Annotated in this window: 21 protein-coding genes, 1 tRNA gene and 3 pseudogenes; 18 read left to right on the forward strand and 7 right to left on the reverse strand. The window is 71.4% G+C overall.

Going from position 1 to position 23619, the window contains the following annotated elements:
• The first annotated feature begins 16 nt into the window (after window positions 1–16).
• The 9 genes and pseudogenes from QC826_RS17220 to QC826_RS17260 all read left to right on the forward strand — a co-directional run.
• On the forward strand, window positions 17–379 hold the full coding sequence (locus QC826_RS17220) for a flagellar basal body protein (RefSeq protein WP_279761713.1): 363 nt from the start codon (window positions 17–19) through the stop codon (window positions 377–379).
• A gap of 88 nt (window positions 380–467) precedes the next feature.
• A complete protein-coding gene (locus QC826_RS17225) occupies window positions 468–2063 on the forward strand; it encodes a class I adenylate-forming enzyme family protein (RefSeq protein ID WP_279761714.1) in 1596 nt (531 codons plus the stop codon).
• A gap of 65 nt (window positions 2064–2128) precedes the next feature.
• The gene (locus QC826_RS17230) at window positions 2129–3307 is read left to right on the forward strand and encodes an ABC transporter substrate-binding protein (RefSeq protein ID WP_279761715.1); all 1179 of its coding nucleotides are present in this window, start codon (window positions 2129–2131) and stop codon (window positions 3305–3307) included.
• Between the two features lie 40 nt (window positions 3308–3347).
• Complete coding sequence (locus tag QC826_RS17235) at window positions 3348–4220, forward strand: branched-chain amino acid ABC transporter permease (RefSeq protein ID WP_279761716.1); 873 nt, start codon at window positions 3348–3350, stop codon at window positions 4218–4220.
• Between the two features lie 163 nt (window positions 4221–4383).
• Window positions 4384–4848, forward strand: a complete 465-nt coding sequence (locus tag QC826_RS17240; protein WP_279761717.1) for an ABC transporter permease subunit — start codon at window positions 4384–4386, stop codon at window positions 4846–4848.
• Entirely contained in the window at window positions 4848–5192 is a 345-nt protein-coding gene (locus tag QC826_RS17245) for an ABC transporter permease subunit (RefSeq protein WP_279761718.1), read from the forward strand. Before QC826_RS17240 ends, QC826_RS17245 begins: the two co-directional genes overlap by 1 nt.
• The gene (locus QC826_RS17250; protein ID WP_279761719.1) at window positions 5185–6009 is read left to right on the forward strand and encodes an ABC transporter ATP-binding protein; all 825 of its coding nucleotides are present in this window, start codon (window positions 5185–5187) and stop codon (window positions 6007–6009) included. Before QC826_RS17245 ends, QC826_RS17250 begins: the two co-directional genes overlap by 8 nt.
• Window positions 6002–6709, forward strand: a complete 708-nt coding sequence (locus QC826_RS17255; protein WP_279761720.1) for an ABC transporter ATP-binding protein — start codon at window positions 6002–6004, stop codon at window positions 6707–6709. The genes QC826_RS17250 and QC826_RS17255 overlap by 8 nt, the downstream gene beginning before the upstream one ends.
• Window positions 6710–6842: 133 nt before the next feature.
• Window positions 6843–7794 (forward strand): annotated as a pseudogene (locus QC826_RS17260) (gamma-glutamyl-gamma-aminobutyrate hydrolase family protein); the annotation flags it as partial.
• 20 nt (window positions 7795–7814) lie between these two features.
• On the opposite strand, the gene QC826_RS17265 reads toward QC826_RS17260, so the two are convergent.
• Complete coding sequence (locus QC826_RS17265; protein WP_279761721.1) at window positions 7815–8357, reverse strand: GNAT family N-acetyltransferase; 543 nt, start codon at window positions 8355–8357, stop codon at window positions 7815–7817.
• A gap of 126 nt (window positions 8358–8483) precedes the next feature.
• Between QC826_RS17265 and QC826_RS17270 the strand changes: the two genes are divergently transcribed.
• On the forward strand, window positions 8484–9002 hold the full coding sequence (locus tag QC826_RS17270; protein ID WP_279761722.1) for a DUF2867 domain-containing protein: 519 nt from the start codon (window positions 8484–8486) through the stop codon (window positions 9000–9002).
• Here QC826_RS17270 and QC826_RS17275 read toward each other — a convergent pair.
• Window positions 8999–9691: a PEP-CTERM sorting domain-containing protein gene (locus QC826_RS17275; protein ID WP_279761723.1), complete on the reverse strand. Its 693-nt coding sequence runs from the start codon at window positions 9689–9691 to the stop codon at window positions 8999–9001. The genes QC826_RS17270 and QC826_RS17275 overlap by 4 nt on opposite strands.
• Window positions 9692–9986: 295 nt before the next feature.
• On the opposite strand from QC826_RS17275, the gene QC826_RS17280 reads away from it, so the two are divergent.
• Window positions 9987–10586 carry a hypothetical protein gene (locus QC826_RS17280; RefSeq protein ID WP_279761724.1) on the forward strand — a complete coding sequence of 200 codons (600 nt, stop codon included), beginning with the start codon at window positions 9987–9989 and terminating at the stop codon, window positions 10584–10586.
• A gap of 64 nt (window positions 10587–10650) precedes the next feature.
• On the opposite strand, the gene QC826_RS17285 is transcribed toward QC826_RS17280, so the two are convergent.
• Complete coding sequence (locus tag QC826_RS17285; protein WP_093384066.1) at window positions 10651–11769, reverse strand: YbdK family carboxylate-amine ligase; 1119 nt, start codon at window positions 11767–11769, stop codon at window positions 10651–10653.
• A 1-nt stretch (window position 11770) separates the two neighbouring features.
• Window positions 11771–12958, reverse strand: a complete 1188-nt coding sequence (locus QC826_RS17290) for a cation:proton antiporter (protein ID WP_279761725.1) — start codon at window positions 12956–12958, stop codon at window positions 11771–11773.
• A gap of 316 nt (window positions 12959–13274) precedes the next feature.
• Here QC826_RS17290 and fghA point away from each other — a divergent pair, with 316 nt between their 5' ends.
• Window positions 13275–14153: an S-formylglutathione hydrolase gene (fghA, locus tag QC826_RS17295; RefSeq protein WP_279761726.1), complete on the forward strand. Its 879-nt coding sequence runs from the start codon at window positions 13275–13277 to the stop codon at window positions 14151–14153.
• Between the two features lie 53 nt (window positions 14154–14206).
• On the opposite strand, the pseudogene QC826_RS17300 reads toward fghA, so the two are convergent.
• The 3 genes and pseudogenes from QC826_RS17300 to QC826_RS17310 form a co-directional block, all read right to left on the reverse strand.
• A pseudogene (locus tag QC826_RS17300) lies at window positions 14207–14789 on the reverse strand (DJ-1/PfpI family protein).
• Between the two features lie 254 nt (window positions 14790–15043).
• Window positions 15044–15987: pseudogene (locus QC826_RS17305) on the reverse strand (chemotaxis protein); the annotation flags it as partial.
• 316 nt (window positions 15988–16303) lie between these two features.
• A tRNA-Gly gene (locus tag QC826_RS17310) sits at window positions 16304–16379 on the reverse strand.
• 208 nt (window positions 16380–16587) lie between these two features.
• On the opposite strand from QC826_RS17310, the gene QC826_RS17315 reads away from it, so the two are divergent.
• The 6 genes from QC826_RS17315 (at window position 16588) to QC826_RS17340 (ending at window position 23580) form a co-directional block, all read left to right on the forward strand.
• Window positions 16588–17658 carry a porin gene (locus tag QC826_RS17315; RefSeq protein ID WP_279761727.1) on the forward strand — a complete coding sequence of 357 codons (1071 nt, stop codon included), beginning with the start codon at window positions 16588–16590 and terminating at the stop codon, window positions 17656–17658.
• A gap of 4 nt (window positions 17659–17662) precedes the next feature.
• A complete protein-coding gene (locus QC826_RS17320) occupies window positions 17663–18727 on the forward strand; it encodes an ABC transporter ATP-binding protein (RefSeq protein WP_279761728.1) in 1065 nt (354 codons plus the stop codon).
• Window positions 18728–18892: 165 nt separating this feature from the next.
• Window positions 18893–19876 (forward strand): ABC transporter substrate-binding protein, encoded by a 984-nt coding sequence (locus QC826_RS17325; RefSeq protein ID WP_279761729.1) that lies wholly within the window; start codon window positions 18893–18895, stop codon window positions 19874–19876.
• 3 nt (window positions 19877–19879) lie between these two features.
• On the forward strand, window positions 19880–21574 hold the full coding sequence (locus QC826_RS17330; protein WP_279761730.1) for an ABC transporter permease: 1695 nt from the start codon (window positions 19880–19882) through the stop codon (window positions 21572–21574).
• Window positions 21575–21649: 75 nt separating this feature from the next.
• Window positions 21650–22816 carry a sensor histidine kinase gene (locus QC826_RS17335; RefSeq protein WP_279761731.1) on the forward strand — a complete coding sequence of 389 codons (1167 nt, stop codon included), beginning with the start codon at window positions 21650–21652 and terminating at the stop codon, window positions 22814–22816.
• The gene (locus QC826_RS17340; RefSeq protein WP_279761732.1) at window positions 22804–23580 is read left to right on the forward strand and encodes a LytTR family DNA-binding domain-containing protein; all 777 of its coding nucleotides are present in this window, start codon (window positions 22804–22806) and stop codon (window positions 23578–23580) included. Before QC826_RS17335 ends, QC826_RS17340 begins: the two co-directional genes overlap by 13 nt.
• Window positions 23581–23619: the final 39 nt, after the last annotated feature.

Below are 23619 nucleotides of genomic sequence, written 5' to 3' on the forward strand. Positions count from 1 at the left end.
GCCGAAGGGAAACATCATGGGATTCAACGCCCTCTCCGCCGGGGTCTCCGGCCTGACCGCCAACCAGCGCGCGCTGGACGTGGCGGCGCACAACGTCGCCAACGCCAACACCGCCGGCTTCGCGCCGCAGCGGGCCAGCTTCCAGGAGGCCGGCCCGGCCGGCACCGGCGTGACCCTGTCGGTGCAGGGCCAGGCCCTGTCCGGCGCGGCGCAGACCCAGGCGCTGCAGCAAGCCCAGGCCGGCGAGCGGCCCAGCGGCACCGACCTGGCCAAGGAACTGGGCAACTCGCTGGTCTACAAGGCGCAGGCGGCGCTGTCGGCCAAGGTGGTGCAGGCGGCCGACGAGCGGCTCGGCACGCTGATCGACACCAAGGCCTGAGCCCCCGGGGGCGGCGCCGCGCGGCCGCCCGGGCCGGCCACGTCCGCGCCGATTGGCGCCGGGGCGGCCCGCGCCGTTACAATGGCGCATGGAACCCATCAACGACATCGAGGACACGGCGGCCCTGCTGGCCGCCCTGCCGGCGCGCCTGAGCGCCATTCCGGCCCACTGGGCGGCGCGCACGCCGGACGCGCCGGCGCTGCGCGACGGCGTGCGCCAACTGAGCTACGCCGCCCTGGCGGCGGCCGTCGACGCCGCCGCCGCGCGGCTGCGCGCGCTGGGCCTGCGGCCGGGCGACCGGCTGATGGTGGTCGGCGAGAACTGCCTCGAACAGGTGGTGCTGTGCTTCGCCGCCGCCAGCGTCGACGCCTGGATCGTGCTGGTCAACAGCCGCCTGTCGGCGCCAGAACTGGACCAGATCCGCGCCCACAGCGGCGCCCGCCGCGTGCTCTACACGGCCGGTTCGGCCGAGGCGGACGGCCACGCGGCGCGCCACGGCGCCGCGCCGGACGGTGGCGCAAGCCTTGGCGGCGGCGCCTTCGACGCGCTGGCGCGCTGCCGGGTCGGCCCGCTCGACGCGGCCTGCGCCCCGGCGCCGGTGCACGCCGACGGCGCCGCCCAGGCCGCCGCCCTGGTCTACACCACCGGCACCACCGGCCAGCCCAAGGGCGTGATGCTGAGCCACCGCAACCTGCTGTTCATCGCCGCCGTCTCGAGCACGCTGCGCGGCCTGGGCCCGCAGGACCGCGCCTACGGCGTGCTGCCGATCTCGCACGTCTACGGCCTGGCCTCGGTGATGCTGGGCACGCTGTACGCCGGCGCCTGCCTGCAGCTGGCCGCCCGTTTCGACCCGCAGGCGCTGCTGGCCGCCGTGCGCGACGACGGCCTGACCATCGTCCAGGGCGTGCCGGCGATGTACGCCCGCCTGCTGGCGGCGCCGGCCGCCGCCACGGCGGCGCTGCCGGCGCGGCTGCGCTTCATCTACGCCGGCGGCTCGCCGCTGACGCCGGGCCTGAAGGCCGACGTCGAACGCCTGTTCGGCCTGCCGCTGCACAACGGCTACGGCATGACCGAGAGCGCGCCGACCATCAGCCAGACCGACCTGCAACGGCCGCGCGCCGACACCTCGGTCGGCATGGCCATCCCCGGCGTGCAGACGCGCCTGGTCGGCGCCGAAGGCGCCGAGGCGGCGCCCGGCGCTGTCGGCGAGCTGTGGGTGCGCGGCCCCAACGTCATGCTCGGCTACTACCGCGAGCCGGCCCAGACGGCGGCGGCGTTGCGCCCCGGCGGCTGGCTGGCCACCGGCGACCTGGCCCGGCGCGGCGCCGACGGCGCCCTGTTCATCGCCGGCCGCAGCAAGGAGCTGATCATCCGCTGCGGCTTCAGCGTCTACCCGCTGGAGGTCGAGACGGTGCTCAACGCCCACCCGGCGGTGGGCCAGTCGGCGGTGGTCGGACGCGACGGCGCCGACGGCGACGAGGAGGTGGTGGCCTTTGTCGAAATCGATCCACGCCATACAATAACGGAAGGCGCGCTGCACGCCCACCTGGCGGCCGGGCTGGCGCCCTACAAGCGGCCGGCGCGCATCGTCGTCATGGCGGCGCTGCCGGCGGCGGCCAGCGGCAAGGTGCTCAAGGGCCGGCTGCGCGAGCTGGCGCGCGAGCTGCGCCCGGCCGGGCAATAGGCCGCCAACGGACAAAACACAACCAGAACCAGGGCCGCCACGGCCCGCCCCCCGAGGAGAACAACATGCACAACCCCATCAAACGGATCGCCCTGGCCGCGCTGGCGGCCGCCGCCTGGAGCGCCGGCGCGCCGGCGCGCGGCGAGGAGTTCCTGGTCGGCGTCGAGCTGCCGCTGACGGGCGCGCTGGCGCGCGTCGGCGCCGGCATGCAGGAGGGCGTGGTGGTGGCGGCCGAGGTGTTCAACCAGGCCAACGGCCGCCACAAGGTCAGGCTGAGCACCATCGACGACGAGTCCTCGCCGGCCAAGGCCATCGCCGCCGTCGAGAAGCTGGCCAGCCTGGGCGCGGTGGCGATCACCGGCGGCTACGGCTCGAACAACATCGCGCCGGCCGCCGACGCGGCCGACAAGCTCAAGCTGGTCTACATCACCTCCGGCGGCGTCGACGACAGCCTGGTCGCCAGCGGCCGGCGCAACTTCTTCCGCATCAACAACACGGCCGGCTACGAGAAGGCCGTGCTGGGCCTGCTGGCCGAGGTCGGCGCCAAGTCCGTCTCCATCCTCTACTCGACCAAGGACGCCACCTCCGACCTGGCCGGCAACGTGCAAAAGGCGCTCGAGGGGCGCGGCGTGAAGGCCGTCGGCCACCCCTTCGACCCGGCCATCGGCGACTTCAAGCCGATCGTCAACAAGGTGCGCCTGCAGGACAAGTCCGAGGTGCTGCTGATGGTCGGCTACGAGAACGACTACGTCGGCATCCTGCGCGCGGCGCGCGTGCTCAAGCCGCAGCTCAAGGCGCTGGTCGGCGTGTGGTCGCTGGCCACGCCGAAGATGGCGGCCGAGTTCCCCGAGCTGATGCCCAACGTGTTCGGCACCGCCCTGCTGCCCTACCCGGCCAGCTTCGAGACGGCCGACGGGCGCGCCTTCGCCGACACCTACCGCCGGCTCTACAAGAAGGAGCCGGACTACCTGGGCCAGTTCGGCTACGTCCAGGCGAGCCTGCTGTTCGAGGCGATCGCCCGCGCCGCCGACAAGGGCAGCGTCAAGCAGGGCGGCGTGGCCGAGGAGCTGCGCCGCACCGAGCGCGACACATTGATCGGCCGGGTGCGCTTCGGCGCCAACGGCGACAACCCCAACTTCGTCCACCGCATGGGCCAGCACCAGGGCAAGAAGATCGTCATCGTCTGGCCGCCGCAGCACGCCACCGGCAAGGCGGCCTATCCGGCGCTGCCGTGGCAGCCGTGACAGCGGTGGCGGCCGTGGCGGCGGCCGGCGGGCGGCCGGCGTGAGCGAGCTGCTGGCCCAGGCGCTGTACTCCGGCCTGCTGCAGGGCGGCAGCTACGCCCTGCTCGCGCTGGGCCTGGCGCTGGTGTTCGGCACCACGCGGGTGATCAACCTGGCGCACGGCGAGCTGGTGCTGCTGGCCGCCTACGTCGCCCACACGGCCGAGACGGCGCTGGGGCTGGCGCCGCCGCTGGCCATCCCGCTGGCGCTGCTGGTGGTGTGCCCGGCGGCGGCCGGCGTGCACGCCTTGGTCAGCCGCATCGGCGCCGACCGCGAGATCAACTCGCTGATCGCCACCTTCGGCCTCGGCGTGGTGCTGACCAACCTGATGCTGCTGCTGTGGCACGCCGACGCCCGCTCGACCGGCTCGAGCTGGCTGCAGGAGGCGGTGGTGCTCGGCCCGCTCTACAGCATGCGCGGCGAGCTGCTGTTCGGCGCCGCCAGCCTGCTGCTGCTGGGCGCCCTGTGGTGGTGGCTGGCGCGCAGCTGGCACGGCCGGGCGCTGCGCGCCGTCGCCGCCGACCGCGACGCCGCCGCGCTGATGGGGGTCGACCCCGGCCGCGCCGAGCTGGCCGCCTTCCTGCTGGCCGGCGCGCTGGCCGCCGTGGCCGGCGTCGCCCTGTACAGCTACGGCGTGGTCCAGCCGGCGCTGGGCGGCGCGCTCACCGTCAAGGCCTTCGTCATCACCGTGCTGGCCGGGGTCGGCTCCATCCCCGGCGTGCTGCTAGGCGCCATGCTGCTCGGCGTGGCCGAGGCGCTCACCGTCACCCTGGCCAGCTCGGCGCTGCAGGAGCTGGCCGGCATGGCGCTGTTCCTGCTGGTGCTGCTGTTCCTGCCCAACGGCCTGCTCGGCGCCACAGGGCGGCGCGGATGAGGCGCGCCCGCCCCGCCCTGGCCTGGGCCGCCGGCCTGGCCGCCGTGTACGGCGCCGTGCCGCTGCTGCTGGGCGCCGACCACTACGTGATGAGCTTGTTGGTGGCGGCCCTGGTGGTGGCCGCCGTGGCGCAGTCCTGGGCCTGCTGGGCAACCTGGGCGGCATGGTCAGCTTCGGCCACTCGGCCTTCTTCGGCGTCGGCGCCTACGCCTCGGCGCTGGCGACGGCCAGGCTGGGCGTGCCGGTGGCGGCCGGCCTGGCCGTCGGCGCCGGCGCCGCCCTGCTGGCGGCGGCGCTGATGCTGCCGCTGCTGCGCCTGCGCGGCCCCTACTTCGCGCTGGCCGTGCTGGCCTGCGCGCAGATCCTGCGCATCCTCGCCACCGAGTGGCGCGGCCTGACCGGCGGCGCCGGCGGCCTGGCCAACATCGCGCCGCTGCCGGCGCTGTTCGGCCAGGCGGCCGGCGGCAAGCTGGCCGCCTACCTGCTGATCGCCAGCATCGTGCTGCTGTTCGCGCTCGGCTACGCGCGCCTGCGCGCCAGCCACTACGGCCTGGCGCTGCGCGCCATGCACGACGGCGAGGACGCCACCGGCGTGCTCGGCGTCGACACCACCCTGCTCAGGGCTTGATGCTGCTGCTGTCGGGCGCCATGTGCGGCCTGGCCGGCGCCTTCAACGCCCACTACATCGGCTTCCTCGAGCCGGACTACGCCTTCGCCGCCGGCTGGGTCACGCTGCCGGTGGTGGCCGCCATCCTGGGCGGCTACCGCGGCGTGGCCGGGCCGGTGCTCGGCGCGCTGGCCGTCTACCTGCTCGACCAGCTGCTGTTCAAGGCGCTGCTGCCGAGCGGCCACCAGCTGGTGCTGGGCGCGCTGCTGGTGGCCACCATCCTGCGCAGCCCGGCCGGCCTGCTGCCGCCGCTGGCCGGCTGGTGGCGCCGGCGGCGCCGGCCGGCGGGGGACGGCCATGCTTGAGCTGAAAAACCTGTCGGTGCGCTTCGGCGGCCTGGCCGCGCTCGACGGCGTCGACCTGGCGCTGGGCGCCGGCCAGGTGCTCGGCCTGGTCGGTCCCAACGGCGCCGGCAAGACCACGCTGTTCAACGCCGTCTCCGGCCTGGTGCGGCCCGGCGCCGGCCGCGTGCTGTTCGACGGGCGCGACCTGGCCGGCCTGGCGCCGCACCGCCGCGCCCGCCTCGGCGTCGGCCGCACCTTCCAGATCCCGCAGCCGCTGGCGCGCCTGACGGTGGCCGAGAACCTGCTGGTGGCGCAGCGCTTCGGCGCCGGCCGGGTCGACCCGGCCCGCCTGGCCGAGATCCTCGACTTCACCGGCCTGGCCGGCAAGGCCGGCCGCGACGCCGCCGGCGGCCTGGCCCTGAGCGAGCTCAAGGCGCTCGAGCTGGCCAAGGCGCTGGCCACGGCGCCGCGCCTGCTGCTGCTCGACGAGGTGCTGGCCGGGCTGGAGAGCCACGGCAAGCGCCGCTTCATGGCCATGCTGGCCGAGCTGCCGGCGCGCTTCGGCAGCGCCGTGCTGCTCATCGAGCACGACATCGAAACCATCCACGCGCTGTGCCCGCGCGTCGCCGTGCTCGACTTCGGCCGGCTGATCGCCGACGGCGCGCCGGCGGACGTGTTCCGCGACCCGGCGGTGGTGCGCAGCTACACGGGAACGGGCGCCGACGCGGACGCGGCGATGGCGGCGGGCGCGCGCGCGGCGGCGGCCCGCGCGGCGGCGGCGGACGCGGCGGCGGCGGACGCGGACCCGGACGCGGGCGCGGGGTGGCGCGATGCTTGAGCTCGACGGCGTGCGGGCCGGCTACGGCGCCGTCAACGTGCTGTGGGACGTCACGCTGGCGGCGCGCGCCGGCCAGGTGACCGCCATCATCGGCCCCAACGGCGCCGGCAAGACCACCCTGCTGCGCACCGTCATGGGCCTGCTGCCGCTGGCCGCCGGCAGCGTGCGGCTGGACGGCGCCGACCTGGCCGGCACGCCGACCTGGCGCCGCGCCGGCCTCGGCCTGGCCATGGTGCCGGAGGGCCGCATGCTGTTCCGCGACATGAGCGTGGAGGACAACCTGGCCATGGGCGCCTACCCGCCGGCGCGCCGCGCCGGGCTGGCGCAGGCGCTCGAGCGCGCCTACGCCCGCTTCCCGCGCCTGCGCGAGCGGCGCCGCCAGGCCGCCGGCGCGCTGTCCGGCGGCGAGGCGCAGATGCTGGCGCTGGCGCGCGGCCTGATGGCCGAGCCGCGCCTGTTGATCGTCGACGAGCCCTCGCTGGGCCTGGCGCCGCGCCTGGTCGACGAGCTGTTCGCGCTGCTCGCCGAGCTCAAGGCGGACGGCCGCGCCATCCTGCTGGTCGAGCAGAACACGGCGCGCGCGGTGGCGCTGGCCGACCACGTCCACCTGCTGGCCGGCGGCCGCCTGGTGCTGTCGCAGCCGGCCGCCGAGGTCGAGCTGGAGCGGCTGCACGCGCGCTACTTCGGCCGCACCGGCTAGCCGCGCGGACTAGGCGCGCGACCGCCGCGGGCGCGCTGTGGCACACTGTCAGCCTGGACAGCAACGGGAGCGCGGGCATGGCCAAAGACGACAACGGCGGCGACAACGGCGGCGGCGACAACGATCCCCCCTCGGCGCGCCCGCGCCCGGCGCCCCCCCTGCCGACGCGCCGCCGCAGCGGCGCAAGTCGGACCGCGACGAGGCCAAGCCGCGCTACCTCGACCCGGGCGACACCGTGTTCAGCCTGTGGCGCCGGGTGCTGCTGGCGCGCTACCGCCGCCTGGCCGCCGCCGCCACCCGCCACATCATCCAGCGCCCGCTGCACATCGGCATCTCGGCGCGCATCTTCCACCCCGAGCCGGGCGCCACCGGCCTGCGCAGCCGCAACCTGCAGTACCTCGAGGAGTCGGTCGCGCAGTGGGTGATGTCGCGCGACGTGCTGGTCTTCATGGTGCCCACCGTCAACACCGAGGGCCTGCTGCACCCCAGCAACATCCGCCTGCGCGACTACGCCCGCCACCTCGACGGCCTGGTGCTGCAGGGCGGCGCCGACGTTTCGCCGCAGAGCTACGCCGAAGCGCCGACCCGGCCCGAGTGGGGCGGCGACCGGGCGCGCGACATGTACGAGCTCGAGCTGCTGCACGAGTTCGTCGAGGCGGGCAAGCCGGTGCTGGGCATCTGCCGCGGCTGCCAGCTGATCAACGTCGCCTTCGGCGGCACGCTGTTCCAGGACATCGCCTCCGACCTGCCCGAGGCGCTGCGCCACGTCAACGACGAGTACGACCGCAACCGCCACGCCGTCGCCTTCCCGCCCGGCTCCTCGCTCGAGCGGCTGTTCCGCGACCGGCCGCGCGGCCTGGTCAACTCGATCCACCACCAGGCCGTCAAGACGCTGGGGCGCGACATGCAGGTCGACCCTGTCGGTGCCCGACCAGGTGATCGAGGCGATCCGCTACCGCAAGGCGCCCTTCGTCATGGGCCTGCAGTGGCACCCGGAGTTCCACCGCGCCGGCGGCGTCGAGCTGCTCGACTGCACGCCCATCCTCGACAACTTCCTGCGCGTGGCGCGCGAGACGCGCTTCTGAGCCGGCCCGCTCGGCGGGCGCTAGCCTGGCTGCGGCAAATGGGGGGGGTGGGAATGATGGGAATGATGGGGATGCGTCGGATTGCCGCTGCGCAGCAACAGCACCGGCTTGCCGTAATGGCTGTTGCACCAACGGTGCTTGGCCGCCACCGCTGCGGGCACGGCGGCGTCGTTGGCGACGGGCGCGAAGCCCATCGACTGGTACAGCGCGGCCAGTTCGGCGAAAGGCAGGCAATACAGCGTGTGGCAGCCGCTATTGTCCCGCAAGAAGGCGATGATCCGCCGCGCCAGACCGAGGCCTTTGAAGCCGTCCAGCACGTACATGCCACCCAGCTCGCCCTCGCCGTCGGCGACGGCAACCACGCGGCCGAGTCCCGCCGCCACGCCGTCAACTCGGGCGATGGCGATCAGGTCCGCCGCCTTGGAGGGCAGGAAATCGATGTCGGCGTAGCGGGCGTTGGACCAGGCCAGATCGTCGGCGCCGGCCAGGCCGACGACGATGGCTGCGGCTGCGGCTGCGGCTGGAGTGGTGGTGGTGGTGGTGGCGGTGGTGGTGGTGGTCATGGTGTGGAATTTTAGCGTAACCTCCGCGCAAATCCGACGCCAGCCGGTTTCACACACTCAGGCCCGTTGCCGCACGCGGTGTGGCGATTTGCTGTACCCTCACGGCATCGCATTGAGGAGTTTGATATGCCAGACACTGAATGGCCGATTATTCCGGTCGCCCTGCCCGCCGATTCGCGCGTGAGCACCATCTACCGGCAGCCCTTCCTCGCCGACGCCTACACGCTGCGCCTGCCGGCCGGCACCAGCGACGATCCGGAACAACTGGCCCGCCTCATGTTTTCGCAGCAGGCGCCATGGGTCAACCGGCTGATGCGCCTGCGCGACGCTGTAGTCAGCTTGATCGGTCTCAAAACCACCAGCGAGTTGGTCAATGCCGACGACGCCCGCATCGCCTTTTTCAAGATCTACGAAAGGCGCGCGCATGAAATCATCCTCGGCGAGAACGACAAACACCTCGACTTCCGCCTCTCGGTGTTATGCCGGGAAGTTGACGGCGCGCCGCAGGTGGTGGTGTCAACCGTCGTGCATTGCCACAACCTGCTGGGTCGCAACTACATCCGCTTGATCGCGCCCTTTCACCGCATGGTGGTGCGCTCCGACCTGCGCCGCGCGGCGCAGGCCGGCTGGCCGATGGCCTCTTAGACGGCTGCGCGGCGGCGGCGACCGACCACGCCGATCAGGCCGAGACCGGCCAGCAGCATCGCGTAGGTGTCCGCTTCCGGCACAGCCGAAATCAGCACGCCGCGACCGCTGAAGTTGCTGGTGCTCAGGTTCAGGCCGACGGCGCCGGCGCCGTTGGCGCTCTGGATGCCGCTGCCCAGCACGTGTCCGCTGGCGAAGGTTTTTCCGTATTGGAACTCGATGTTGTTGCTACCTTCGTGCAAGATGGCCTGGAAATTCGCCGGGTTGGCACCGTTGCCGAATTCGACGCCGGTCCAGCTCACCACGTACTCCTGGGTGCCGGCCGCGCCCGTGGTCTTGCTGCTGACGGCAGCGACCCAGTCGGTCCAGGCCGGCGCGACGGCGGCGCCGATGCGCGCGCCGGGGAAGCTCTGGCCGTTGCAGCAGGCCGCGTCGGATATGGTGAAGGAGAGGAAGCCGTTGGTGCTGATGTAGGCCGTGCGGTAATCGGTGCCGTAGAAATTGAAGGCGAACGGCAGCGTCACCGCCACACTCTTGTCGTCGCCGCTGGTCAGGGCGACAACACCGCCCATGTCGCGCACATTGTTGGCGATGCTGCTGGCCGTGTAGGGCGCGGCGTGGGCGCTGGACATGCCCATGCTCAGGGCGAAAGTGGCAACGAGGGCGAGCGGCTTGGCGATAGTGTGCATGGATAGTCCAGTGAAAGGTGTGGGGCCGGCGCCGGGCGCCGAGACGTTGTGGCATGAAAGTTGCGGAACTATACATCGAAATGGCTTATTTACCAACAATAATGTGCGCATAACGACAATATCCGTCGCCGGCACCGAATAGATGCTACCGGTCTCCCTCCCGGACCTCTCGCTCCTTCATACTCTTTCGCCCTACTCTTCCCGTCTCTTTTCGTCTCTTTTGAACTCGGCGGCGTCCGCCCGGTCTAACAGACAGGAAGAGACAAAAAGAGACAAATCCGACAGGAGAAAGAGCATGGAAGAGCGAGAGGTCTGTGCGGCCATCCCCAACGCCGCACTCGCGGAGCTGGGCAATTTTTTGCGCCAGTGTGGCAGCACGCTGTCGCCGACCGAGGCGGTGGTGCACGCGCTCAAACTGTGGATGGACACGCAGAAAAAGTCCAGCGAACCGCCGCGCGGCTATCAATGGAAATGCCTGTTCTTGCCGCACGGCAGCCAAGTGCGCATGTTCTACCAGGATGCCTGGGAATACGCCAGCGTGCGCGACGACGAGCTGATCTATCGGGGCTACAGCGTGTCGCCCCACCAAATGGCTTTGGAGATCGGCGGCAAAGGTCGCAACGCCTGGCGCGATTTATGGGTGCAGCGCCCCGCCGACCAGCACTGGCGGACGGCCACCGAACTGCGTAACGAGCAGCGGCGCCGTCTGGCGGCCAAGCCCAATTCGCCGATGGAGGCGATGACGGCCGCCGCGCGATGCATGAGCGACACCTTGAAAAGCGCGCTGCTGCTGGTCGAGCAGGCCAACCACCAAACCGCGCAGCTGTTCAACCGGCGCCAGCCCAAGCATCGGCGCCACGACGACCAGATGATCGACGCCTGCATGGAAGACTAGGGCGCGCCGCGCCCACCGCAGCCGACGGAAGCGGGTCGGCGCACAGCGGCGCCGGCTGGCCCGCTCAACTGCCGCGAAAACGCTGGATCGCCGCGTCCACCATGCCCTCGACGCTGCCGCTGTCGGCGAACTGCTCGCGCAGATAGTGCGCGTCGCTGCCCTCGTGGACCACCCGCACCAGATGCTCCAGGCCGGCGCCGCCGCCCAGCGCGGCGCCGTGCGGCTCCATCTTGCGCAGCGTGGTCAGGATATCCTCGCGCAGCGACAGGCTCTCGTAGGTCTTCGGATGCACCAGCGTGCCGTCCAGGCCGAAGCGGCAGGCCTGGAAGCGGTTGTAGTTGTAGACCAAATAATCGTCCTCCACCGGCGCCTCCTCGCGCCGCTCGAGCAGATAGCGGCACAGCGCCTGCAGGTAGCAGGCCAGCCCGGCGGCCCGCTCGACGGTCAGCGGCGTGTCGCAGACGCGCAGCTCGATGGTGCCGAACTCCGGCTTGGGCCGGATGTCCCAATAAAAATCCTTCATGCTCTTGATCACACCGGTGTGCTCCATCTTCGAGAAGTACTCGTGCTCGAAGGCGCTCCAGTTCAACAGGAAGGGCGCCCGTCCGCTCATCGGGAAGGCGAACACGGAGTTCAGCCGGGCCGAGTTGAACAGCGTGTCGTTGCCCTGCACGAAAGGCGACGACGACGACAGCGCGATGAAGTGCGGCACGTAGCGGCTCAGCGAATGCAGCAGGAACAGCGCGTCGTCGCCGGAGGCGCAGCCGATGTGCACGTGCTGGCCGAAGATGGTGAACTGCTTGGCCAGATAGCCGTACAGCTCGGACACCTCCTTGAAGCGCGGCTTGGAAAAAATGCGCCGCTCCGACCACTTCTGGAACGGATGGGTGCCGCCGCCGCAGATGCCGATGTTGAGCGTCTCGCCGGCCTGCACCAGGGTGTCGCGCGTCAGCTGCAGCTGGGCCAGCAGCTCGGCGTGCTTGGTGTGCACGTCGCTGTTGATCTCGATCATGCTCTCGGTGATCTCCGGCGTGACGTTGCCGGGGAAGGGTTTGCGCCTGAGCAGGTGCAGCAGGTCGGGGCTGGAGGCGGTCAGGTCGTAGTCGGACAGGCTGACCAGTTGCAGCTCGAGTTCGACGCCCATGGTCAGCGGCGTCGACGTGGTGAAGGGTTCCAATGGCATCTCAGCTCTCCTTGTTGGACGGGGTTTCCTTGGCCCAGACCAGCGCGCGTTGCGTGATGATCGGTCCCAGCACTTCCATGAACAGCGTCATCGCCGCCAGCGCGGCCAGCTCGTCGACCAGCACGATGCCCATGTACTTGGTCTGCTCGAGCATCAGCACGACGAACACCGACATCGGCGACAGCGCGATGCCGGTCAGCGCGCCCTTGCGCCAGGAGATGCCGGAGACGTGGGCGAACAGCGCCACGGCGGCCGTCTTGACGACGAAGCGCGCCAGCAGCAGCACGGCGCCGAGGGCGGCGCCGGCGACCACCCGGTCCCACTCCAGCGTCGAGACGGCGAAGACGAACAGCAGCACCGTCAGCAGCTCGCCCAGGCCGCCGAAGTTGCGCTCGGTGCGGCTGAAGGCGACGCGGCGGTGGCGCGCCGTCAGGCCGAAGGTCAGCGTCGCCAACACCGGCGACAAGTCGCTGGCGTGGGCCAGCGCCACCAGCAGCACCACGCCGAGCGCGAAGGCCACCGTGCCGTCCTGCGACAGCTTGCCCAGCCGGCGCAGCGCGGCCGGCACCAGCATGCCGAACAGCGCGCCCAGCGCGGCCGAGGCGAGCAGCTCGATCAGGCTGTGCGAGACGGCCTGCGACAGGCTGCCCGAGGTCTGGAACACCCAGAAGCCGACGATCACCTTGAACACGAACACCGCCAGCACGCAGTTGATGGCGACCAGGTGCAGCAGCCGCTCGGTGACCTGGCCGGCGCTGTTCTTCTCGTTGATCACGCGCAGCACGCCGGCCGGCGAGGTCGACATCGCCAGCGAGGCCAGCAGCAGCGAGGTCATCGACGGCATGCCGGTCGTCTGCGAGATCCAGTACACCAGGCCGAAGGTGGCGGCCGACTCGGCCAGGCCGCTGGCGGCGATCCACGGGTTGACCCGCAGCCAGTGCAGGTTGATGCGGTAGCCGAACTCGAACAGGATCAGGCCGAAGGCCAGGTTGGCCAGCATCGTCACCGCGCTCGAGCCGTCGCTGGCCAGCGCCTCGGGAAAGGCCTGCGCCAGCAGGAAGCCGACCAGGCCGTAGACGCTGATGCGCGGCAGGCCGCTCCAACGGTGGATCAATTCGCCCGACAGCCAGGACAGGGCGATGGCGAAGGGCCAGGCGAGTTCGGCCGGAATGACCAGGGTTTCTGGCATGGAGTATCTCCCAAAGTGGGTTGCCGGCGGCGGCGCCGGCGCGCAACGATTGATGGTGGCCGGGGCCGCTGGGGCGCGCCGGCCGCGTTTCCCGGGCGGCGCGGGGCGGGCCGGGAATGCTGCAAGGGTGGTTCGCGGGGGACTGCCCCGGGACCGGTGGGGGCACGACAAACGGGCACGACAAAAAAGGACAACAAGGCTGCCAGTTTATTGCAAACGGCGGCATCGCGTCGCACGCCAGACGGCCGCGACCGCAGCGCAGTACAATTCGGCCAGGCCGGCGCCCCGCCGCGCCGCCATCGACCAAGGGACCACCATGCTTGAACTGCTCAGCGAACACGCCTGCTTCGGCGGCGTGCAGCGCTTCTACCGCCACGCCTCGGCCGCCACCGGCCTGCCGATGCGCTTCTCCGTCTTCCTGCCGCCGGCCGCCGCCGCCGCCGCCGCACCGCCCGGCCAAGCGCGGCCCGGCCAAGCGTGGCCCGGCCTGTTCTACCTGGCCGGCCTGACCTGCAACGAGGAGACCTTCGCCGCCAAGGCCGGCGCCCAGCGCGTCGCCGCCGAACTGGGCCTGATGCTGGTCGCGCCCGACACCAGCCCGCGCGGCGCCGCCGTCGCCGGCGAGGACGCCGCCTGGGACTTCGGCCTGGCCGCCGGCTTCTACCTCGACGCCAGCGAGGCGCCGTGGGCCCGCCACTACCGCATGTACAGCTACATCCTCGAGCTGCGCGAGCTGCTGGTGGCCGAGCTGGCGCTGGACCCGGCGCGGGTCGGCATCTGCGGCCACTCGATGGGCGGCCACGGCGCGCTGGTGCTGGCGCTGCGCAACCCGACGCTGTTCCGCTCGCTGTCGGCCCTCGCGCCGATCGCCGCGCCCTCGCTGTGCCCGTGGGGACAAAAGGCCTTCACCGGCTACCTCGGCGCCGACCAGGCCGCCTGGGGCCGCTACGACGCCAGCCTGCTGATGGCCGGCATGAAAGCGCCCTTCCCGGCCGGCATCCTGGTCGACCAGGGCCTGGCCGACAAGTTCCTCGCCGAGCAGCTCTACCCCGAGGTGTTCGAGGCCGCCTGCCGCGGCGCCGGCCAGCCGCTGCAACTGCGCCGCCACGCCGGCTACGACCACGGCTACTACTTCGTCGCCAGCTTCATCGAGGAGCACCTGCGCTTCCACGCCCGCAACCTGGGCGCGGCCTAGCGCGGCGGCGGCCGCGCCCCGTGCAAAGGGGGCGCGGCCGGCCGCCCACGCCGTCACAGCTTGATTTCGGTGCCCAATCGTTGCAGGAACTGGGCCAGCCACTGCGGGTGGGCCGGCCAGGCCGGCGCGGTGACGAAGATGCCGTCGGTGACGGCCTGGTCGACCGGGATCTCGGCGTACTCGGCGCCGGCCATCCGCACCTCGGGCGCGCAGGCCGGATAGGCGGCGATCCGCTTGCCGCGGATCACGTCGGCGGCGGCCAGCAACTGGGCGCCGTGGCAGACGGCGGCGATCGGCTTGTTGGCGGCGGCGAACTGCTGCACCAGCTCGACGACGCGCGGGTTCAGCCGCAGGTACTCGGGGGGCGCGGCCGCCGGCCACCACCAGGGCGTCGTAGTCGCCCACGCCGACCTCGTCGAAGGCGGCGTTCAGGGCGAACAGGTGGCCCGGTTTTTCGGTGTAGGTCTGGTCGCCCTCGAAGTCGTGGATGGCGGTCTTGACGGTGTCGCCGGCCTTCTTGCCGGGGCACACGGCGTGCACCGTGTGGCCGACCATCGTCAGCGCCTGGAACGGCACCATGGTCTCGTAGTCCTCGGCGAAATCGCCGGTCAACAACAGAATTTTCTTCGCTGCCACGGTCATCTCCTACAGAAAAGTTGTTCCGCCCCGGCCGGGACGGAATTTCGTTCGCGGTACGACCGTTCCATCATAACCCAAAAACCGCCCCGGGCTGGCCGCGCAGGCAACTTTGCCGTTTCCACACGTGCGCGCCGGCGTCCACGCCGCGCACGCCGCGCACGTGACAACGGCGCCGCGATCGCTCGCGGCGCCGTTCCCCGGCCCCCTCGCGGGCGGCCGGCCCGCCTGCGCGGCGGCCTACTTGCTGAGCGAACCTGGCGGATGGTCGCCGCCAGGTTCCGTCGGCGACGAACTTGGCGACGTAGGCGTCGGCGCCGACGCCCTTGACGTGGTCCTCGTTGGTCTTGCCCGACAGCGAGGAGTGGATCACCACCGGGATCTTGCTGAAGCGGGCGTCCTGCTTGATCAGGCGGGTCAGCGTGAAGCCGTCCATCTCCGGCATCTCCAGGTCGGTCAGCACCAGCGCCACCTTGTTCTCGACCGGCACGCCCTCGGCCTTGGCGCCGTCGGCGATGTGCTGCAGCCGGTCCCAGGCCTCCTTGCCCGACTTGGTCATGATGAAGTGGGCGCCCATCGCCGTCAGGCCCTTCTCGATCAGGCTGCGCGCCACCACCGAGTCGTCGGCCGCCAGGATCACCGCGCCCGGCTTGAGCAGCAGCTGCGGGCCGATGGTCTCCGGGTCGACGTCCTTGCCCTCGTTGGGCACCATCTCGCGCAGGATGGTCTCGACGTCGAGCACCTGGGCCAGGCGGGTGTTGTTGACGTCGCCGTCGAGGCGGGCGATGCTGGTCACCTTGCCGCCCGCCGTGCCCTCGGCCGTCAGCACCTGGCTCCAGTCGAGCCGCACGATCTCGTCGACCGACTCGACCGCGAAGGCCTGGGTGGTGCGGGCGAACTCGGTCACCAGCATGATGTTCAGGCCCGTCTTGGGGATCACCCCGACGATGGCCGGCAGGTCCAGCACGGTGATGATCTGGCCGCGCAGGTTGACCACGCCGAGCATGTGCGGCGACGAGCCGGCCACCGCCGTCACCTCGGGCATGGCGACGATCTCGCGGATCTTGAAGACGTTGATGCCGAACAGTTCCGAATGTTCGCCGTTGGCGTCGCCGCCGAGGCGGAACAGCAGCAGCTCGAATTTGTTGGAGTTGGTCAGGTTGCTGCGTTCGTCCACTTCCTGTTGAACTGATTTCATATGCTTCATCTCCGTCTGGGGCACGACTATTGACCGGTTGGCGGCCGCGCGCGTCGCGCGGCTCATAGGAAAAACCCTGTTCGGGAAATAATTCCATTGCCTTTCCAGTATAACGATTTTGCCTATGGGAACGCCAGTTTTGGCCTGAATCAATCCCCTTTTGGCGGCGATATACAACGCTCCCCGCCGCGCGCGCCTGAAACATTGCAAGAACTGTCAACAGTTTCCCGCCAAACATGAAAAGCCGGACGAAAAAAAGCCCCGCCGACACCGCGCGCGCTGTTGCGCGTCGGGGCCGACGGGGTTCTTTGGAATTTGGAGCGGGAGAAGAGGCTCGAACTCTCGACCTCAACCTTGGCAAGGTTGCGCTCTACCAACTGAGCTACTCCCGCTGAGAGACCCCATTATGCCAGGACGGCGCCGTTCGCGCCAGAAGGCGGTGGCGAATCGCGCCGCCCTGTCATCAAGGCGACATATGCCGCCCTTATCCTGCCAACTGTTTTGGGCGCGCCGCCGCTGTGGCGGCACGCCCCGTCGCCGGACCAAACTCGTTTGATCGCCCTGGCCAGCCGGGGCGATTTTTTCATCTAGGGGAATTGAATGCAGTCAAGAGTCGTTGTTAGCACCGCCGCCGCCGCCGTCGCGCTGGCCCTCGCCGGCCACGCCGGCGCCCAGTCGAACGTCGCCGTCTACGGCATCATCGACAGCGGCGTCGAAGCCATCAACCACTCCGCCAGCATCGCCGGCTCGAAGGCCAACCTGACCCGGCTCAGCTCGGGCAACCTGTCCGGCTCGCGCCTGGGCTTGCGCGGCACGGAGGGACTGGGCGGCGGCCTGAAGACCGTCTTCGCCCTCGAATCGGGCATCGGCGTCGACACCGGCGCCGCGCTGCAGGGCGGCCGCCTGTTCGGCCGCCAGGCCTACGTCGGCCTGCAGGGCGGCTGGGGCGCGCTGACCCTGGGCCGGCAGAACAGCCTGATGCTCGACTGGATGAGCAAGTACAACACCATGGACAACGCCACCTGGTCGTCCAAGGTGCACGACGCCGCCTTCTCCGACCGCATCGACAACGCCGTCAAGTACAGCGGCAAGTTCGACGCCGTCGACCTGTCGGTCTACTACAGCACCGGCTACGACAGCAGCAAGGGCGGCGAACTGGCCGGCCACAGCAAGGCCGGCCGCCAGCTCGGCGCCGGCCTGCAGTACCACGGCGCCGCCTGGCGCGCCGCCCTGGTCTACGACCGCAAGCACGGCCAGACCGCCGCGCTGGAGAACAACACCGACGAGCACCTGACCTTCGGCGCCCGCTACAAGGTCGGCGCGGCCGAAGTGCTGGGCGGCTACCTGCGGCGCAAACAGGAGAACGTCGGCGTCGGCGCCGCAAGCGTGCGCACCGACCTGGGCTGGATCGGCCTGGCCTACCAGGTCAGCGCGCCGCTGCAGCTGAGCGCCTCGCTCTACCGCACCGACGTCAAGCACTCGGACAAGGGCCCGCTGTCCGTGATCACCATGGTCAAGTACTCGCTGTCCAAGCGCACCGACCTGTACCTGATCAACTCCTACGCCAGCAACCGCGGCGGCTCCAACCTGGGCGTCAACGGCTTCGGCGTCGACATCGCCGCCGGCCAGAACCAGTTCGGCACCATGGCCGGCCTGCGCCACAGCTTCTAAGGCCATGGCAGAGCACCCCAGCCCGGCGGCGGCCGGCACGGCCGTCACCGTGTCCGCCCTGCGCCACCGCTACGCCGACCAGCTGGTGTTGGACGGCATCGACTTCCACCTCGAGGCCGGCCAGGTGCTGGCCCTGCTCGGCCCCTCCGGCTGCGGCAAGACCACCCTGCTCAAGCTGCTCGCCGGCCTGCTGCCGCTGGCCGCCGGCCACGGCAGCATCGACTTCGGCGCGCGCCGCGTCGCCGGCGACGGCCGCTTCCTGCCGCCCGAGGCGCGCGGCCTGGGCATGGTGTTCCAGGACTACGCGCTGTGGCCGCACATGACGGTGGGCGGCAACGTCGCCTTCGCGCTGGAGATGCGCGGCCTGCCGCGCCGCCAGTGCGCGCCGCGGGTGGCCGAGGCGCTGGCCGTGGTCGGCCTGCAGGGCTACGAGCAACGCAACCCGTCCAGCCTGTCCGGCGGCCAGCAGCAGCGCGTCGCCCTGGCGCGCGCCATCGCCGCGCGGCCGCAGGTGCTGCTGTTCGACGAGCCGCTGTCGAACCTCGACCGCGACCTGCGCGACAGCCTGTGCCACGACATCGGCGCCCTGCTGCGCGCCATGGGCACCACCGCCGTCTACGTCACCCACGACCAGGAGGAGGCCTTCGCCCTGGCCGACCGGGTCGCCGTCATGCGCGGCGGGCGGATACGCCAGTTGGCCGCGCCGGCCGAGCTGCTGGGCCAGCCGGCCGACAGCGGCATCGCCGAATTCCTCCAGCTCGGCACCCTGCTGCCCGGCGACGCCGTCCCCGCCGCCTGGCACGGCCGGGGGCTGGCGCCGCGCTGCGACAAGACGGCGCAGCGCCTGCTGATCCCGCAAAGCGCGCTGACGCTGCACGCCGGCGGCGGCGGCCTGCCCGGCGAGGTGCTGGGCCAGCGCTACCGCAACGGCCGCTACCACACCGCCGTGCGCGCCGCCGGCGCCCCCGCCGGCCTGACGCTGCTCACCGACCAGCCGCTGCGGCCCGGCCAGGCCATCGAGCTCGGCTTCGACTGGCAGCGCCTGCGCTGGCTGCCGCACGCCGCCTGAATCCCGGAAACCCCGGGGTCAGTGCCGACATTCGGACACGAGCTCATGTGGAACGCCGGCCGGGCAGGCAACATTTGTCCGATTGTCGGCACTGACCCCGACTGTTGAATCCGCTTGCTGGCGGCCCCGGCCCGCCCAACCATAGAACACGTGACAAGGAAACACATGAAACTCGCCGCACCGTACCACCCGTCCCGCCTGGCGCTGGCCGCCGCGCTGGCCCTGGCCCTGGCCGCCCCGGCCGCCTCGGCGCTGACCATCTACAGCGCCGGCCCCGGCAAGCTGATCGACACGCTGGCCGCCGAGTTCAAGCGCGCCAGCGGCATCGGCGTCGACGTCTTCCAGGCCGACACCGGCAAGGTCATGGCGCGCCTGCAGGCCGAGGCCGGCAACCCGCGCGCCGACGTCGTCATCTCGGCCTCCTGGGACAGCGCCGCCGACCTCGACCGGCGCGGCTGGCTGCTCGCCTACAGCAGCCCCAACGCGGCCCAGGTGCCGGCCCGCTTCAAGCAGCCCGCCTATGTGGCGCAGGGCCTGTCGGTGCTGTCGATCGTCTGGAACAGCAAGAGCGGCACGCCGCGCCCGCGCGACTGGAGCGACCTGACCCTGCCCGCCTACAAGGACAAGCTCACCATGCCCGACCCGGCCCAGTCGGGCGCCTCGCTCGACCTGCTGTCGGGCATGCAGGGGCGCCAGAGCGAGCAGACCTGGCAGTTGTTCGGCGCCCTCAAGGCCAACGGCATGGTCATCGCCGGCCCCAACGCCCAGGCGATGAACCCGGTGCTGCAGGGCGCCAAGGCGGTGGTGTTCGGCGCCGTCGACTACGTCGCGCTGGGCAACCAGGCGGCCGGCGAGAGCATCGAGGTGATCTTCCCGAAAAGCGGCACCGTGGTGGCGCCGCGCCCGATGATGATTTTGAAATCGTCCAAGGCCGCCGACGACGCCCGCAAGTTCGTCGACTTCGTCCTCTCGCCGCGCGGCCAGGCCCTGGTGGCCGAGGCCTACCTGATCCCGGCGCGCCAGGACGTCGCCGCCAAGCGCCAGACGCTGAAGGACATCAAGCTGCTGCCCGAGCTCGAGGCCGGCCAGAGCCTGGCCGCGCGCGCCACCGCGCTGCACCGCTTCGCCACCCTGTTCGGCCGCAAGTAGCGCGTGCGCGCCGCCCTTCCCCGCCTGGCCGCGCTGGGCACGCCGCTGCTGTTCGGCGCCACCACGGCGGCCCTGCTGCTGCTGGTGGCGCTGCCGCTCGCCTTCATCCTGCTGCAGGCGCTGTTCCCCCAGTTGGCCAACGGCTCGCTGGCGGCGCCGCTGTCGCACCTGGCCGGCGTGTTCGGCGACCCGGCGCTGCTCGCCCTGACCGGCAACACGCTGCGCCTGGGCGCCTGCGTGGTGCTGGCCAGCGCCGCCGTCGGCATCCCGCTGGGCATGCTGCGCGGCCTGTTCAAGCTGCCCTTCGCGGCGCTGTGGGGCCTGCTGTTCCTGGTGCCCTTCATGATCCCGCCCTACATCGCCGCGCTCGGCTGGATCACCCTGCTGCAGCCCAACGGCTACCTCGAGCAGCTCGCCGGCCCGCGCCTGTCGGGCTTCCTGTTCTCCTTCGGCGGCGTGGTCTTCGTGATGACCCTCAACGTCTTCCCGGTGGTCTACTTCGCCGTCTCGCGCGGCGTCGCCAGCAGCGGCTCGCGGCTGGCCGACGTCGGCCGCGTCTGCGGCGCCTCGCCCTGGCGCGCCTTCCTGCGCATCACCCTGCCGCTGGCCACGCCCGGCATCGCCGCCAGCCTGCTGCTGGTGTTCGCCATGGTGATCGAGGAATACGGCACGCCGGCCGCGCTGGCGGCCAACGCCGGCTTCTTCGTGCTGGTCACCGGCATCGAGCGGCGCTTCTCCGACTGGCCGATCGACCTGCCCGGCGCCGCCACCCTGTCGGTGCTGCTGGTGCTGCTGGCCATGCTGGTGTTCTGGCTGCAGCGCCGCCTGCTCGGCCAGCAGGTCTTCGAGACCCAGACCGGCAAGCCGACCGAGGTGGCGCCGCGCCGCCTCGGCGCCTGGCAGTGGCCGGTCGCCGCCGTGTTCCTGCTGGTGGCGCTGGTGGCCACCGCCGCGCCGCTGTTCGCCATCGTCGCCACGGCGCTGATGCGCACCCTGTCCGGCGGCCTGCGCCCGGCCAACCTGTCGCTGGCCAACTTCGCCGAGATCCTCGGCGGCGACGACAGCGCCCTGCAGGCGCTGGCCACCAGCGCCGGCCTGGGGCTGGCCACCGCGCTGGCGACCGGCGTGCTCGGCCTGCTGGTGGCCTACTGCGTGGTCAAGACCCGGCTGCGCGGCCGGCGCGCGCTCGACCTGCTGTCGGTGGCGCCCAACTGCCTGCCCGGCATCGTCGTCGGCGTCGGCCTGATCCTGGCGTGGAACCAGCCGCTGTGGCCGGCCACGCCGTACAACACCTGGGCCATCCTGCTGCTGGCCTACTGCTGCCTGCTGCTGCCCTACCCGGTGCGCTACGCCAGCGCCGCCTTCGCCCAGATCGGCGACAACATGGAGGCCGCCGCCCGCGTCCACGGCGCCGACCTGCGCCGCACCCTGCTGCGCGTGCTGCTGCCGCTGGTCTTCCCCAGCCTGCTGGCGGCGATGATGATGGTGTTCGCCGTCGCCTCGCGCGAGCTGGTCGCCACGCTGCTGCTGGCGCCCACCGGCGTCAAGACCACCTCGCTGTACATCTGGCGCCAGTTCGAGCAGGGCTCGGTCGGCAAGGGCATGGCGATGAGCGTGGTGACCATCCTGATGAGCACCGGCGTGATGCTGGCCGTGACCCTGTGGCGCCAGCGCGCCGAGCGCGCCGGCGCGGCGTAAGCGGCGCGCTCTAGCGGGCTTTGACAAGCACCTAGGAATCGGCAATCATCTTGCTTTCTTTTAAGGCAAGCGGCCATGCTGAGCAGACGCGCCAAACTTGCCGCCGGCGCCGTCTGGGTGCTGTTCTGGCTGCTGTTGATCACCACCGAGGTGCAGGATTACCTGCGCCGTGGCCACCACCAAGTGTGGCAGCCGGTGCTGTGGTCGGCCTCCTCGGGCATCACCGCCACGCTGCTGACGCTGGCCCAGCGCCACTTCACGCGGCGCCACGACCACCTGCTGGCCACGCCGCTGCGCTGGTTCGGCCGCCAGTTCCTCTGGCTGCCGGTCTACTGGGCCAGCTTCGTGCCGCTCACCTTCGGCATGCGCCACGCCGTCTACGCGCTGGCCGGCGACACCTACCACCACGAGGCCTGGGTCGAGACCTTCCTGTACGAGAATGTCAAGATCAGCGTCTTCTTCGGCACCGCCGCCGTGGTGTTGTTCGGCATCCTGTCCTACCACGCGCTGCTGCAGGAGCAACTACGCGCCGAGCGCGCCAAGGGCGCCTTGCGCCAGGCACAGCTGCTGCGCCTGACCCAGCAGATGCAGCCGCACTTCCTGTTCAACGCCCTCAACACCATCTCCTCGCTGATGCACGAGGACGTCGGGCGCGCCGACACCATGTTGATCCAACTGGCCGACGTGCTGCGCGCCACCCTGGAGCTCAACGGCCGCCACGAGGCGCCGCTGGCCACCGAACTGCGCCTGCTGCGCGCCTACGCCGGCCTGATGCGCGAACGCTTCAGCGACCGCGTCAGCATCGACTGGCACATCGACGAGACGCTGTTGGCCTGCCCGGTGCCGGTGATGAGCCTGCAGCCGCTGCTGGAAAACATCTTCAAACACACCGTCGAGCGGCGCCGCCAGCCGGTGCGCATCAGCATCGCCGCCAGCCGCGAGGGCGGCCAACTGGTGCTCAGGATGGACGACGACGGCGGCACGCTGGCGCCCAACGCCGCGGCGGCGGCGTTGGCACCGGCCGGCGCCGCAACAACACCGTCGGCGCTGGCCGACGCCGCGGCGGCGCAGGCGAGCGGGGCGGCGTCGTCGCCGGCCGGGGCGGCCGACGGCGGCGGCATCGGCCTGGCCAACCTGCGCGAGCGCCTGCTTGAGCTGCACGGCGAGCGCGCCGGCCTGACGCTGAGCGCGCTGGCGCCGGCCGGCGTGCGCGCCGAACTGAGGCTGCCATGCGCCTGCTGATCGTCGACGACGAGCGGCCCGCGCGCGACCGGCTGCGCCGCATGCTGGCGCAGCACCCCGACGTCGAGCTGGTCGGCGAGGCGCGCGACGCCGTCGAGGCGCTCGAACTGGTCGCCCGCCTCGCCCCCGACGCCCTGCTGCTCGACATCCAGATGCCCGAGGTGAGCGGCCTGGAGCTGGCCGCCTCGCTGCCGACGCCGGCGCCGCTGGTGGTCTTCGTCACCGCCTACGACCAGTACGCCATCCCCGCCTTCGACGCCAACGCCGTCGACTACCTGCTCAAGCCCTACGACCAGGAGCGCCTGCGGCGCGCCCTGCAGCGGCTGCGCGGGCGCCTGGCGCTGCTGCCCGCCGAGGCCGCCGCTGCGGCCGCCGCCCTGGCCGCGCTGGCCGGCGAGCCGCTGCGCCAGCTGCTGGTGAGCGAGCGCGGCGCCACCCGCGTCGTGCCGGTCGACGACATCAGCTGGCTGGAAAGCGCCGACAACTACGTCGTCCTGCACACCGCCGCCGGCCGGCCGCTGCTGCGCCAGACCTTGGCCGGCCTGGTCGAGCGGCTCGGCGAGCGCTTCGTGCGCTGCCACCGCCGCGCCGCCGTGCGGCTCGACCGCATCGCCAGCGTCCACCCGCTCGACAAGGGCGACGCCGAGCTGCTGCTGCGCGACGGCGCCCGCGTCCCGTGCAGCCGCCAGTACCGCGCCGACGTCATCGCCCGCCTGCGGGCGTTTCCACCGGCAGGACCGGAAAATGAAGGCGCCAGCGGCTAACAAACCACCCAACGGCGGCGAGCCGGCCCTGATCACGCT

It is taken from the genome of Rugamonas sp. DEMB1 (genome assembly GCF_029834475.1).
Lineage (GTDB): Bacteria > Pseudomonadota > Gammaproteobacteria > Burkholderiales > Burkholderiaceae_D > Rugamonas > Rugamonas rubra.